Consider the following 12995-nt stretch of genomic DNA (forward strand, 5'->3'; position numbering starts at 1 on the left):
TTACGCATAAATACCTATCATGCTGCACCTGCGAAGCAAGTGGCCAAGGTGGTTAATGGTATTAAAAGCTGGTTACACTTGGCCGGATCCAGCGCTAGGCGCACTTTCGCATGGTGACATGAACCGTTACGGCAAGACCAAAGGCAAGATTGGGAGTTATCCGCTTGAGCGGCGACGCAGCAGCAAACGACGGTGTGCCAGGCCAGACCATTCACGATGTGCTGGTGGTCGGTTCAGGTGCGGCAGGATTGACGGCCGCCCTGGTCCTCGCCGAGACTTGCCGCGTGCTGGTGCTGGCGAAAGGTCCACTGGACGGCGGGTCAACGAACTGGGCGCAGGGCGGCATCGCAGCGGTTCTCGATGAAGGCGATACCTTCGAGGATCACATTCGCGACACGATGATCGCAGGGGCCGGTCTCAACCGTCGCGAGACGGTCGAGTTCGTCGTGGAGAATGCGCCTGCTGCTATCCGGCGCCTTGTGGAACTCGGTGTGCCTTTCAACGCGGCACAAGGCGCCTTGCACCTGACCCGCGAGGGAGGACATTCCCATCGCCGCATCGTCCATGTGGATGACGCCACTGGCGCCGCCGTGCAGAAGGCCTTGCTCGATGCCGCGCGGGCGCATGCAAACATCACGCTGCTGCCGGGGCGGACCTGCATCGACCTGATAACCGGGCGGCACGAAGCCGCCCGTTATTCAGGCTCCGGCAGGGTTTGGGGCGTCTATGCGCTTGATGAAGCCAGCGGCAAGGTCGAGGCGCACACGGCCAGCGCGACGATCCTGGCCACTGGCGGAGCGGGCCGCGTCTACCAGTTCAGCACGGCTCCACGCGGAGCCACCGGCGATGGCATCGCCATGGCGTGGCGCGCGGGGGCACGCGTTTCCAACATGGAAATGATGCAGTTTCATCCCACTTGCCTCTACAACCTTGAGGTCAAGAACTTCCTCATAACCGAGGCGGTGCGTGGCGAGGGCGGGCGCCTGATCAACCCGCGTACCGGCAAGCGCTTCATGGAGTTCTATGACGCCGAACGGCTCGAGCTTGCGCCCCGCGATGTCGTGGCCCGCGCGATCGATGCCGAGATCAAGAAATTCGGCCTCGATTATGTCCACCTCGATATCAGCCACATGCCGGCCGATTTCGTCCGCGAACACTTTCCCAATATCTACGACAAGTTGATGGGCTTGGGCATCGACATGACCACCAGTCCCATCCCGGTCGTGCCGGCGCAGCACTACACTTGCGGCGGTATTCTCATCGACCTTGCAGGACGGACGGATCTCCCCGGCCTCTACGCTGCGGGCGAGTGTACGGAAAGCGGCCTGCACGGCGCAAATCGCCTCGCGTCGAACTCGCTGCTCGAATGCTTTGTGTTCGGCGATGCCGCTGCGCGCGATATCCTGCGCCAGAGGGACAGCTTTGCCGCGCCTCCCGAAGTGCGCGCATGGGATGAAAGCCGGGTCACCGACTCTGACGAGGAAGTGGTGATCAAGCAGAACTGGACCGAGATCCGCCGGTTCATGTGGAACTATGTCGGCATCGTGCGGACCAACAAGCGGCTCGAACGCGCGGCCCATCGCATCCAGATGCTGAGTGGTGAGGTCAACGACTACTACGGCCACTTCCGCGTGACGACTGACCTGATCGAGTTGCGCAACCTGTTGCAAAGCGCGGAACTTATCGTCCGCTCGGCCCGGGCAAGGCATGAAAGCCGGGGCCTGCACTACACCCTGGATTATCCCCAGACGGACGCCGTTGCGCGCGATACCGTGCTGGTGCCCTAGGCGGCTTCGGCTTCGACGAATTCCGGGTAGAATACCGGTTCGCGCAGCGACCAGCCGTGCGCCGTTGCGGCGGCTTCGCTGATCGATTGCAGCAGAGCGCGACGGCGGTCCGGTCGAATGACCGGCAAGGCTGCCGCTCCGCAGAACGCCCCCGGCAGCCAGGGACGGGCAGCGGCGCCAAGCAGTCGCTCATAGAGAAAGCGATAGGCCGAGAAGCCGGTGATCCTGTCTTGCGCCAGGTCGAAGGCCGTCAACCGCACTAGCGGGCCCATGAAAGGCTCGAGCGCATCGATCCCGTCGACATGAGGGAGCATCTGGTGCAGCAGCGGCAACTCGCGATAGAGATCCGCCTGCTCCTGGATCGAAGCGGCCTCGTTGGCGGTGCGGCCCCAGCGGCGAACGGTTTCCTGACGACCGCGCGCGACGTCGAGGCTGCGGCGGATATAGCGCTGTTCAGCAGCGGTGAAGCTGGCAAACTCTCTCATCTCGGCAATGGTTATGCCACTTGCGCCCAAGTTCGCCATGAAGACCTGCCCTCCAGCCACGGAGTCGCACTCGACCCGTCCGAGTCTTATTGCACATCATGGTTAATGCGCAGTGATCTTCAGGCAGGGGCGGGCCCTCACATCAATTGAGAAAGCCCGCGACGCCTCAGGAAAAGGCCTTGTACGCGCCGTAGAGGCTGGTGAGGGTGAGGACGGTGCCAACCATGATCAGCATCGTCTTGGCCGGAATGTGCTTGGCCGCCCAGGCGCCGAACGGTGCCGCTGCAAGACCTCCGATGAGGAACCCGAGCGTCGCGCCAGCAACATCGGCCACGCCGAGGTGCCAGATGAACGTGGCAGACACTGTCAGCGTCAGGAAGAATTCGACGGTATTGACCGTACCGACCACTTTGCGCGGATCGGCGCCCTGGATCAGCAGGTTGGACGTTACGACGGGACCCCATCCGCCACCGCCTGCAGCATCGAGGAAGCCGCCTACCAGGCCAAGTGGTGCAACCCATCCGGCTTCCTTGATCTTGGGCGGATAGAGAATGCCCCGCACCAGCAGGTAGATGCCGATCGCCGAAAGGTAGAGGAGCACCCACGGCTTCACCAGCGATGCATCGATCGATGACAGGACATAGGCCCCGAGTATGCCACCGGCCATCCCGGGCAGAAGCAGGCGGAAGAACAGCTTCTTGTCCACGTTTCCGTGCAGGAGGTGGCTGATGCCCGAGGTGGCAGTGGTGAAGCATTCGACAATGTGCACGCGCTGAGAAGCCAGGGCGGGGGGAATGCCAAGCACGCCGACCATCAGCGTGTTCGAAATCACGCCGAACGCCATGCCTAGCGCGCCGTCGACCATTTGCGCGGCGAAGCCAACGGCAATGAATGGCAGCAACGCGGCAAAGTCGATGCCTGCGATAAAGTCCATGCGATTCGGTCCCCCTGTCCTGCCGTTGTCGGCCGGGAGGATCAGCTAGCCCGGATCAATCTCTACCAAAATAGAAGAATTTATACTCTACCTTAAAGGGAGAGTTTTTTGCGACGAAGCGTTAGCTGCGTTTCCGGTAGCGGAAATACCACACCTCATGGCCGTACACCGTCCGCGCCTTGTGCTCATAACGGGTTTCTGGCCAGCCGCCGGGGCGGACCTGAAAGTCCTTTGCTTCGCGCGCCAGCCATTCGAACTGATGCTTGTGACGGCGCATCACCATCAGGGCATGGCGCAGGTAGACCGCATGGTCCGTGCCGAAGCGGAATTCGCCGCCGGGTTTGAGCTTTGTTGCAAACATGTCGACCGGGCCGTCATTCATCATCCGGCGCTTGGCGTGGCGCGCCTTCGGCCAGGGATCGGGGTGCAGAAGGTAAAGGAACGAGAGTGACCCGTCCGGAATGCGGCGAAGCACTTCCAGGGCATCGCCATGATGAATGCGCACATTCGGAATGGGCGGATGCGCACCGTTGTCGCCAGACACGTGGGTGAGGGCCTGTGCCACGCCGTTCAAGAAGGGCTCTGCCCCGATGAAACCATGGTCGGGCAGCATGTCGGCGCGGAACGCCATGTGCTCGCCCCCGCCAAAGCCGATTTCGAAGTGCAAGGGGCGCGGTTCGCCGAACAAAGCTTCGGCAGTGATCGGCCCTTCGGCAGGCATCGCGATCTGCGGCAGCAGTTCGTCGACCAGCGCCTGCTGGCCTTGCCGCAAGGGCTTGCCCTTGGCGCGGCCATAGAGGCGGTTGATCGTCGTCGGATCGCCGGGTTTGTAGGCTGTCATGGCGGCGGCGTTTGGCAGGGCGGCCCGCAGGGGTCAATATCATCGGCTTCCTGCGTCCAAGTACAAGAAAATTGGATGGACGGTGCGCGACTGCTGTGGTGAGCAAAGGCCATGTCCGCCACCGATCATGGCTGCCCTGCGATCGCCGAACTGACCGACAAGGAGTTGGAAGTCCTCCGCCTGCTCACCGCAGGGCACACGATAAAGTCGATCGCGACGGCACTTGACCGCAGCGAGGCCTCGATCAACGAACGCTTGCGCGATGCCCGGCGCAAGACCGGGATCGGCAGCAGTCGCGAACTGGCGCGGCTGGTGGCGGGACAGGAAAATTGGTCCAGAAAAACTGATCTATCCGTATCCGGCGTCCCGGAAGACGCTGATGAACAGCCCGCAGATGCGGTGCGTCTCTGGCCGAAAGGAAAGATCGCCATGCTCACTCTCATACCCCTTGCCGCCGGTCTCATGCTGGCTTCCCCCGGCTCGCAACAAGCCGCACAGGCACCGGCTGCATATTCGTCCGCTGCCGCTGCCTCGCCGCTCGTCGGCAAGTGGTCGCTCGACACCGCGCGCATTCCCGCCAACGAGCGGCCCCGCAGCGTCACGATCGCGTTTGATGTCTCGCCCGATCAGCAATGGACCACGCGGGTCGAAATCGTCTCGCCCGACGGCAGCCAGATGACTGCAAGCTCAACCGCGAAGCTCGATGGCGTGGCGGTACCGATCTCTGGCAACATCCCGATCTACGATGTCGCGACGCTGCGTCAGCCGGCGCCGAACACGCTGGTCATGACACTGGGCAAGAATGGCAGGCAGGTCGCCACACGGGTCTACACGATTGCCAAGGATGGCAAGTCGATGACCGAGACGATTGTCTGGGCTGACAAGAGCATGCCCGAGATGGAAACGACGTACTTCAACCGCGTCGGCTGACGGCCGGTCCCTCGGCCTCAGTCGCGGCTGAGCGCCCCCGGCTTGTGCGCCGCGCGCTTGCCCCCCTTGGTTTCGACCAGAAACTCCGGATTGTCCTTCGAGGCGGCGACCTTGTGGCCTTTGATGGAGGTGGGCTTTTCCAGCTTGCGCACCACCTTGCCATGGGCTTCGCCGCCGTGGCTCTTCCACGAAACCTTGTCGCCTGCTTTCAGTGCCTTCGCCATGTCATGCTCGTCCTTTTTGCATTTCGCATTAGGGAGCGGGTGAGGCGCGCGGCGGTTCCGCTGCTTGCCCGCAAGTGCAGGCATTGAATGCAAAACGGCCCGCCGTTTCCGGCGGGCCGTTTCAGGGATGGCTATGGCAGGCGCGCGGTCAGGCTGCTTCGATGGCGCTCATGTCGTCAGGATCGCGCAGCACGTAGCCGCGGCCCCAGACGGTTTCGATGTAGTTCTCGCCACCGCAGGCATGGGCCAGCTTCTTGCGCAGCTTGCAGATGAACACGTCGATGATCTTGAGTTCGGGTTCGTCCATCCCACCATAAAGGTGGTTGAGGAACATTTCCTTGGTCAGCGTGGTGCCCTTGCGCAGCGAAAGCAGCTCGAGCATCGCGTATTCCTTGCCGGTCAGGTGCACGCGGGCGCCATCGACCTCGACCGTCTTGGCATCGAGATTGACCGATAGCTTGCCGGTGCGGATGACCGATTGCGAATGCCCCTTGGAGCGGCGCACGACCGCGTGGATGCGGGCGATCAGTTCTTCGCGGTGGAAGGGCTTGGTCACGTAGTCGTCGGCACCGAAGCCGAACGAGCGGACCTTGCTGTCCATCTCCGAAATGCCCGACAGGATCAGGACCGGTGTCTGCACCTTGGCGACGCGCAGCTTCTTGAGCACGTCATAGCCGTGCATGTCCGGCAGGTTGAGGTCGAGCAGGATGATGTCGTAATCATACAGCTTGCCGAGATCGAGACCTTCTTCCCCGAGATCGGTTGAGTAGACGTTGAAGCCCTCGGTCGTGAGCATGAGCTCGATCGCCTTGGCTGTTGTAGGTTCGTCCTCGATCAGCAGTACGCGCATTGAACCGCCCCTCTATTGCCATGTCCCTGTGGCAATTAACCCGCCTTCAATTCGGGTTGCCCGCCATTAACCATAGGAGGAATGAACATGAAAGGTTAATTTGTTGTAAAGCGACGAAGCGGTTTCGCGCGGGTTAACCGCCAAGTCGCGGAAAAGTGATTCAATTCGGCGCAGGACTGACTCGTTCTGGCACGCAAAAGCCCGGATTTCGCGGTGTCCCGGAATGAATCACTGGTCCGGGAAGTGATGTTGCAAGGTTAATGCTGCTGGCTTGCTCGCACCGAATCGAACCGTTTGCAGGTGCGAATCAGGCGCCGGCTACACCAAGGCTTGACGCAGCTTCGCGCAATTTTCGTGAGCTGGCACTGTCGTTGCGGAAGGCGGCCAGCCCCTTCTGCAACGCCTCTGCCGCCTTGCGCGGTTCGCCCAGTTGCATGCGGCTGCGCAACAGCATGATCCAGCGGTCGACATCGCCCGGGTTGGCCTGAAGTTTCGCCTCCAGCCCATCGACCATGCCGCGAATCATTGCTTCCTGCTGACCCTTGGGCATGCCCTCGGCGGCTTTCATCTGCTCGCTGGTGGGGCCGGGAATGCCCGCAGCGGCCTTGTGCGGGCCATCGGTAATCACGCCATTGGCGGGTGCGGCAAACTTTGCTTCGGCCAGGCGCTTCTCGACATCGATCTTGTGCTTCTCGCCGACATTGCGGATCACCTCGCGGATGTCCTCGGCATAGGGAGCGTCGGCAGGCGTATCCTCGAGCAGGTCAAACCAGGCGTTGATGGCCTGCCGGTGCCGACCGGACAGGTCCATCGCTACTGCTTGGAAATAGCGGGCACGGGCGTCCTTGGGATCAAGCTTGATCGCCTTGTCGAACGCGGCCTTGGCGTCACGGGGCATCCGACCCTCTTCCTTGCTGGCAAGCACAAGTGCCTCGCCAAGGAACGACCAGGTTTCGGCATGATCAGGATCGAGCTTTGTCGCCTTCTTCAGCGCGGTGGCAGCTTCGGCATAGCGCTCGGTCTGGAAATAGGACCAGCCCAGCATGCGCCAGCCTTCGGCATCGTCCGGTTTCTCCGCCAGCTTCGCCTCGAGCTTGGCGATCACGTCCTCGACCGAAGGCTGCTGGCTCGGTTCGGCGGGCGGCGGCACCGCCGGAGGCGGCGGCGTATCCGGGCCGCGGAGCATGGCAACACCGCCAGCGCCCAGCGCGATCAGTCCTGCAGCGATCAGGGCATAGCGGCCCATGCGCGACGTCCCTTGCGCCGGATCACGCGGTGCAGGCTCGCGCGGGTCACTGGCGGGCTGGGGGTCGGTCATCGCTCACTCCTGTCGGGCACCATCCTTGGCGTCCGAGTCATGAGGCGCATATCGTGCCGGGAGGGTTGCTTGCAAGCGTCACCGGCGCACAGGCCGCGTCTCGTGCCCGATGCGCAAATTGCGGGTGGCAATGCGCGGCGCATCGGCTAATGTCGTCCGACAGGGGTCGCAAATCGGTTTTTTGAACAGGCAGGTGCGGGAACAGCGCCGTCCGTTCGCGATGCGGGGGACGCATACCGGTGGGCGAGGTTTTCAAGGTTGCGATCATCGGCTCGGGCCCGGCGGGCATGAGTGCTGCCGGCCGTGCGGCGCAGCTCGGCATGAGCCACGTGCTGCTTGAAAAGACCGATCACCTTTCGGACACGATCTACAAGTACCAGAAGGGCAAGCATGTGATGGCCACGCCGTCGCAGCTGATCCTGCGGTCGGATCAGGAGTTCGATGCGGGCAAGAAGGAAGACATCCTCGACAAGTGGAACCGCCGCACCGCCGAACTCGGCGTGAACGTGAAGTACAATGCCGAGGTGAAGTCCATCAAGGGAACCGGTGCGCCGATCCCCGGCTCGGTCCAGAAGATCGTGACGAGAGCGCGAGACGGATCGACCACGACGACCGAACTCCAGCGCTTCGCACCGCCCTATGCCATTGAGCTGACCAACGGCGAGACGGTCATGGCCGAGACCGTGGTCCTTGCCATCGGCACGCAGGGCAACCCGAACCTGATGCGCTGCCCGGGTGGCGATCTGCCGCATGTGACCTACCAGCTCGACGATCCTTACGCCGTGCTCGACCAGCACATCGTCGTGGTCGGCACCGGCGATGCCGGGATCGAGAACGCGCGCGGTCTGGTGGAAGATCCGGCGCAGGGCAACGTCGTCACCGTGCTCAACCGCAGCCCGAAATCGACAAACGTCCGCGAAAGCTTCGCCACCGCCAAGGAGCCCAACGCCAAGGCCCTGGTCGAGGACGATGCGGCCGGCAAGCTGACGATCCGCTACGAGACCGAGACGAAGTCGATCGAGCCCGGCTGGATCACCCTGTCCACCCGCGATGGCGAGGAGCGCATCCGTTGCGACCGGATCATCGCCCGCATCGGCTCGGCCCCGCCGCGCGCCTTCGTCGAAGGCTGTGGGATCGAGTTCGCCAGCGCCGACAGGCTCGCCTTTCCGACGCTGTCGCCGCAGTTCGAATCGACTGCGCCCGGCATTTTCGTGATCGGCGCGCTGGCAGGCTACCCCCTGATCAAGCACTGCATGAACCAGGGCTACGATGTCGTCGAGTTCATCAACGGCAACACCGGCCTGAAACCCGCCGACGAGCCGCTGCTCGAGGCCAAGTTCGCAGGGCTGCCGGGCAACCGCTCGGTAAACGACTGGCTGGAATTCCTGCGGACCAACGTTTCCATCCTTGATGGCATGACCACGCTGCAGCTGCGCGAATTCATGCTCGACTCGGCCGCGCGCGCTTACGCCAAGGGCGATACGATCTTCGAGAAGAACGACCCCGGGTCCTCGCTTTTCGCCATCGCCTCGGGCTCGGTCCACGTCCGGCTCGATGCCAATGACCCATCGAAGGTCGTGGCGATCCCGGCAGGCACGATCTTTGGCGAAGTGGGCCTGATTTCCGGCCGCAAGCGTGGTGCCACGATCGTGGCGGCCGAAGACACCATCTGTGTCGAGATCAGCCGCAACGCGGCGCTCAAGCTGCAGAGCCAGGTGCCGACTGCCAAGCGCGCGATCGAGCGCATCTCGACCGAACGCCAGATCCTCCAGATGTTCGGTTCGGGACTGACCAGCGCCGATATTGCCGAAGTCGTCGAAACCTCGAAGATCATGGCCGTCCGCGCGGGCAATGCGATCATCAAGGAAGGCGACGAGGACAAGGACATCTATGTCATCCGCGTCGGCTCGATGGTGGTGGAGAAGGAAGTCGGCGGCAAGCCGGTGTTCCTTTCATACCTGCCGGCAGGTTCTTACGTCGGCGAAATGGCGCTGATCGATGGTGGACGGCGCACGGCCACTGTCCGCGCCGCGATCAAGAGTGAAGTCATCAGAATCGATGGCGAGGCATTTGGCCGCGTGCTGGCTGCCAAGCCCGCCCTGCTCGATCGCGCGCGCAAGGACATGGAGGTCCGCCGCAAGACCAATGCCTTCATCGAATCGAAGAAGGACAGCTTCTCGGGCGTGGTCGATCTCTATTCGGAGCAGGCCAAGTTCCTCGTGTCTCAGGGCCTGGGCGAGGCGACGGACGTCCTGCTGATCGACGAACGCCTCTGCGTCGGCTGCGACAACTGCGAGAAGGCCTGCGCTGACAGCCATGACGGCCTCTCGCGGCTGGACCGCGAGGCCGGCAAGAGCTTCGCGCACCTCCACGTGCCGACATCGTGCCGCCACTGCGAGCACCCGCACTGCATGGCCGATTGCCCGCCCAATGCGATTCATCGCGGCCCCGATGGCGAAGTTTTCATCAACGATACCTGCATCGGCTGCGGCAACTGCCAGCGCAACTGCCCCTATGGCGTGATCCGCATGGACAAGGTGCCGCCGAAGAAGCCGTCGCTGCTGTCTTGGCTGTTCTTCGGGTCCGGGCCGGGGCCGGGCGAGCCGCCCTACAAGTGGTCGAAGAAGAACACGAAGTACACCGGCGACCCGGCGGTCGACGAGCTGCTCGACCGCAAGAAGGCGATCAAGTGCGACATGTGTGCCGGGATCGAAGGCGGCCCGAGCTGCGTCCGCGCCTGCCCGACCGGCGCTGCCATCCGCGTATCGCCCGACGAGTTCCTGACCGTCGCGCGGCTCGAGAACGAGGGGGTCTGAGCCGATGGCATCCGTTGCACCACGCAAGCGTACCGGCGCTACCCGCCAGCGCACTTCCACGCACGAAGGGTTCCTGACCCACCGGAACCTGTTCTGGGGCAAGCTTTCGGCCGTGCTGGCGATTGCGCTGATCGCGCTTTACATCTTCGTGCCGCTGCCGGGCACGCACTTCGGTTCGAGCTGGCTGGGCTACACGCTCGGCACGATCGGTGCGCTGCTGATCCTGTGGCTGACCATGCTAGGCATGCGCAAGCGCGCGATCACGCCGGGCCGCTGGAGCCTGAAGGGCTGGACTTCGGCGCATGTCTACCTCGGCCTGTGCCTGACCGTGATCGGTACGTTGCATTCGGGTTTCCACCTTGGCTGGAACGTGCATACGCTGGCCTGGGCGCTGATGCTGATCGTCATAGGTTCGGGGATCTTCGGCATCTGGGTTTATGCCACGATGCCGCAGGCGCTGTCAGCCAACCGCTATGATGAAGAAGGTGCGATCACCGAAAAGCAGATGATCGAAGCGCTGCGTTCGCTTGATCGCCAGATCCACGATGCTGCGCAGCCGCTCGACCCTGAAACGGCGACGCTGGTGGGTAAGAGCCTCGATGAAGATCCCTTCGCTGGCAGCTTCTGGAACCGCATCACCGGCAAATACCCCAGATGCGCGACGCGGAGCACAGCAGCGGAACTGCGCCGACTGCGGGCCTATCGCCCGCGCATTGCCAATGATCCGCTCGACAAGGTCGATGCCCTGCTCACGCGCAAGGAGGCGATGCTGGGCAGAATGCGACGGCACTTGAAGCTCAAATCATGGTTGCAGGCATGGCTCTATGTTCACGTGCCCGTGACATTTGCGCTGATCGCGGCGCTTTCCGCCCATATCGTCAGCGTCTTCTTCTACTGGTGAGCAAGAGATGAGCTTCCTAGTCCGCCAGATCGCGCTCAAGTCCAGTGGCGAGGAGATCGTCCGGCCGTCCACGGTCGAAGGCGATGTCTTGACCATCGGGCGTGATGCCGCATGTGATATCCACCTGCCCGACCTCGCCGTCGACCCACGCCATGCGCAAGTCACTCGCGCTGCGGACGGCAGCCTCGTCATTGCCTCGATTGGCGCGCAGCCGTTCGAGGTCAACGGCCGCAGCACGACGCAAAGCCCGCTCGATCCGGTGGCGGGAGCAGAGCTGACTTTCGGCGGACATCGCATCTCGGTTGCGGTCGATGCCGAAAGCGGCGCCGAAACCTTCACTGTCCGCCGTGTCGAGGCCGTATCGGATTCGGCCGAGGACAAGGACATCACCACCGTCTACACGCTCAAGGGCCTGCTGCCCGGCAAGCGGATGTCGGCGTGGACCTTTGCCATACTCGTGCTGGTATCGTTCCTCGCCTTCCCGATCTACAGCTACATGACCTACAAGCCGCTGGCGCTGCAGGAGAAGGCGCGCCGGCCTGACGGCTTCCATGCCGACCAGACATGGTCCTCGGGGCCGTTGAGCCTTGCCCACAAGAATCTGGGTGGCGATTGCCAGGCCTGCCACACGCAGGCTTTTGTCGCGGTGACCGACAACGCCTGCCTGACGTGCCACACCAAGGACGCGCACGATCACATCGCGGACAAGGGGCGGCTGCTCAAGGCGCGCGGCGAGCCGACCGGCATGGCCGCACTCCAGCGTGCGGTGGCCAGTGCCTTCAATCGCCCGGCGGGCAGGTGTGTAGATTGTCACACCGAGCATGAGGGGGCGGGTGCTATGCCAGCCACTCAGCAGAAATTCTGCGCGGACTGCCACAACGGTATGAAGGATCGCTTGCCAGACACGAAGATCGCCGATGCCGCCGATTTCGGAACGGCCCATCCCCAGTTCAAGCCGATGATCATCAGCGGCATGAACGGCAAGAAGCCCCTGTTCCAGCGCGCCAGCTGGACGCCGGGGTTGACCGAGAACAACGGCCTCAAGTTCACCCATGGCCAGCATCTGTCCAAGACCAACGGCATTGCCCAGATGGTCCGCCGCATGCCCGGGCGCTTTGCCGCCGGCGATGCCCTGCAGTGCAAGGATTGCCACAAGGCCGATGCCACCGGCACTCGCTTCAAACCGGTAGTGATGGAAGATTCCTGCCAGTCCTGCCATTCGCTGAGCTTCGACCAGGTCGGTGGCACCTTCCGCACCTTGCGCCATGGCGAGCCTGAACTGGTGGTTGCCGATCTGCGCGCATTCTATCGTGGCGGCGCTCCGGCGCGTCCGGCGAACCTGTCGGGCCTCGCTCGCCGCGTGCCGGGTGACGCCGCGTTGCGTTCCACTGCGGCCGACTATGCCCGCGCGGTGAGGTTCTACCCGACGCGCGCCGAACAGGCGGTGGCGCAAGTCTTCTCAAATGGCGGAATGTGCTACGATTGCCATACCGTGGGCCGGGGTGGATCGATGGCCAGCGCGGGATTCACCGTGCAGCCGGTCGCACAGAACGATCGCTATTACCACAAGGGCTGGTTCGATCATAAGCCGCACAACAAGAGCGATTGCGCCGATTGCCACGTCAATGCCGCCACTTCGAACAAGGCGAGCGACCTGCTGGTGCCCGGCATTGACGGCAAGGGCGGCTGCCGTTCCTGCCATGTCGGCGGTGAGGGGGCAAAGCTTGCATCCGTATCCGTGAAAGACCCGGTCGATTCCTCCTGCGCGATGTGCCACTCCTACCACATGGACGCGGGCGCTCCCTGGGCGCCCAAGAAGGACCGGAAGAAGGACGTGGCGCAAACCGTGGCCGTGGCTGAAAGGCCCCGTTTCCCGGTCAAGCTGCGATAAAGCGCCGGGACGGGGGGA

General features: G+C 63.1%; 11 protein-coding genes. 5 read left to right on the forward strand and 6 right to left on the reverse strand.

From position 1 onward, the window contains the following. Nucleotides 1–194 precede the first annotated feature (194 nt). On the forward strand, nucleotides 195–1787 hold the full coding sequence (gene nadB / locus HGI46_RS17460; RefSeq protein ID WP_168905348.1) for an L-aspartate oxidase: 1593 nt from the start codon (nucleotides 195–197) through the stop codon (nucleotides 1785–1787). On the opposite strand, the gene HGI46_RS17465 is transcribed toward nadB, so the two are convergent. The 3 genes from HGI46_RS17465 to HGI46_RS17475 form a co-directional block, all read right to left on the reverse strand. Continuing rightward, entirely contained in the window at nucleotides 1784–2311 is a 528-nt protein-coding gene (locus HGI46_RS17465; RefSeq protein WP_118072958.1) for a hypothetical protein, read from the reverse strand. The two genes, nadB and HGI46_RS17465, sit on opposite strands and share 4 nt — an antisense overlap. 127 nt (nucleotides 2312–2438) lie before the next feature. After that, nucleotides 2439–3206: a sulfite exporter TauE/SafE family protein gene (locus HGI46_RS17470; RefSeq protein ID WP_168905278.1), complete on the reverse strand. Its 768-nt coding sequence runs from the start codon at nucleotides 3204–3206 to the stop codon at nucleotides 2439–2441. 121 nt (nucleotides 3207–3327) lie between these two features. After that, nucleotides 3328–4047, reverse strand: coding sequence for a tRNA (guanine(46)-N(7))-methyltransferase TrmB (locus tag HGI46_RS17475; protein ID WP_118072959.1), 720 nt, complete (start codon nucleotides 4045–4047; stop codon nucleotides 3328–3330). 111 nt (nucleotides 4048–4158) lie between these two features. Between HGI46_RS17475 and HGI46_RS17480 the strand changes: the two genes are divergently transcribed. After that, the gene (locus HGI46_RS17480; protein ID WP_118072960.1) at nucleotides 4159–4977 is read left to right on the forward strand and encodes a helix-turn-helix transcriptional regulator; all 819 of its coding nucleotides are present in this window, start codon (nucleotides 4159–4161) and stop codon (nucleotides 4975–4977) included. 17 nt (nucleotides 4978–4994) lie between these two features. Here HGI46_RS17480 and HGI46_RS17485 read toward each other — a convergent pair whose 3' ends face one another. The 3 genes from HGI46_RS17485 to HGI46_RS17495 all read right to left on the reverse strand — a co-directional run bounded on the left by HGI46_RS17485 (nucleotide 4995) and on the right by HGI46_RS17495 (nucleotide 7369). Further along, nucleotides 4995–5201, reverse strand: coding sequence for a DUF2945 domain-containing protein (locus tag HGI46_RS17485; protein ID WP_118074628.1), 207 nt, complete (start codon nucleotides 5199–5201; stop codon nucleotides 4995–4997). Between the two features lie 148 nt (nucleotides 5202–5349). Next, on the reverse strand, nucleotides 5350–6051 hold the full coding sequence (locus HGI46_RS17490; protein WP_011443965.1) for a response regulator transcription factor: 702 nt from the start codon (nucleotides 6049–6051) through the stop codon (nucleotides 5350–5352). A gap of 307 nt (nucleotides 6052–6358) precedes the next feature. Continuing rightward, nucleotides 6359–7369: a tetratricopeptide repeat protein gene (locus HGI46_RS17495; RefSeq protein WP_168905279.1), complete on the reverse strand. Its 1011-nt coding sequence runs from the start codon at nucleotides 7367–7369 to the stop codon at nucleotides 6359–6361. Nucleotides 7370–7608: 239 nt separating this feature from the next. On the opposite strand from HGI46_RS17495, the gene HGI46_RS17500 reads away from it, so the two are divergent. The 3 genes from HGI46_RS17500 to HGI46_RS17510 are packed head-to-tail and all read left to right on the forward strand — an operon-like array spanning nucleotide 7609 to nucleotide 12977. Continuing rightward, nucleotides 7609–10185: a cyclic nucleotide-binding domain-containing protein gene (locus HGI46_RS17500; protein ID WP_168905280.1), complete on the forward strand. Its 2577-nt coding sequence runs from the start codon at nucleotides 7609–7611 to the stop codon at nucleotides 10183–10185. Between the two features lie 4 nt (nucleotides 10186–10189). Continuing rightward, nucleotides 10190–11086, forward strand: coding sequence for a hypothetical protein (locus HGI46_RS17505; RefSeq protein WP_118072963.1), 897 nt, complete (start codon nucleotides 10190–10192; stop codon nucleotides 11084–11086). 7 nt (nucleotides 11087–11093) lie between these two features. Next, nucleotides 11094–12977 (forward strand): cytochrome c3 family protein, encoded by a 1884-nt coding sequence (locus HGI46_RS17510; protein WP_168905281.1) that lies wholly within the window; start codon nucleotides 11094–11096, stop codon nucleotides 12975–12977. The last annotated feature ends 18 nt before the right edge of the window (nucleotides 12978–12995 follow it).

The sequence above is a fragment of the Novosphingobium sp. ERW19 genome (genome assembly GCF_012641315.1).
GTDB lineage: Bacteria > Pseudomonadota > Alphaproteobacteria > Sphingomonadales > Sphingomonadaceae > Novosphingobium.

Coding starts and splice junctions, on each gene's coding strand:
- HGI46_RS17475 (WP_118072959.1), bottom strand. CDS start 4,047: ATGACAGCCTACAAACCCGGCGATCCGACGACGATCAACCGCCTCTAT.
- HGI46_RS17480 (WP_118072960.1), top strand. CDS start 4,159: ATGTCCGCCACCGATCATGGCTGCCCTGCGATCGCCGAACTGACCGAC.
- HGI46_RS17495 (WP_168905279.1), bottom strand. CDS start 7,369: ATGACCGACCCCCAGCCCGCCAGTGACCCGCGCGAGCCTGCACCGCGT.
- HGI46_RS17505 (WP_118072963.1), top strand. CDS start 10,190: ATGGCATCCGTTGCACCACGCAAGCGTACCGGCGCTACCCGCCAGCGC.
- HGI46_RS17470 (WP_168905278.1), bottom strand. CDS start 3,206: ATGGACTTTATCGCAGGCATCGACTTTGCCGCGTTGCTGCCATTCATT.
- HGI46_RS17490 (WP_011443965.1), bottom strand. CDS start 6,051: ATGCGCGTACTGCTGATCGAGGACGAACCTACAACAGCCAAGGCGATC.
- HGI46_RS17465 (WP_118072958.1), bottom strand. CDS start 2,311: ATGGCGAACTTGGGCGCAAGTGGCATAACCATTGCCGAGATGAGAGAG.
- HGI46_RS17510 (WP_168905281.1), top strand. CDS start 11,094: ATGAGCTTCCTAGTCCGCCAGATCGCGCTCAAGTCCAGTGGCGAGGAG.
- HGI46_RS17485 (WP_118074628.1), bottom strand. CDS start 5,201: ATGGCGAAGGCACTGAAAGCAGGCGACAAGGTTTCGTGGAAGAGCCAC.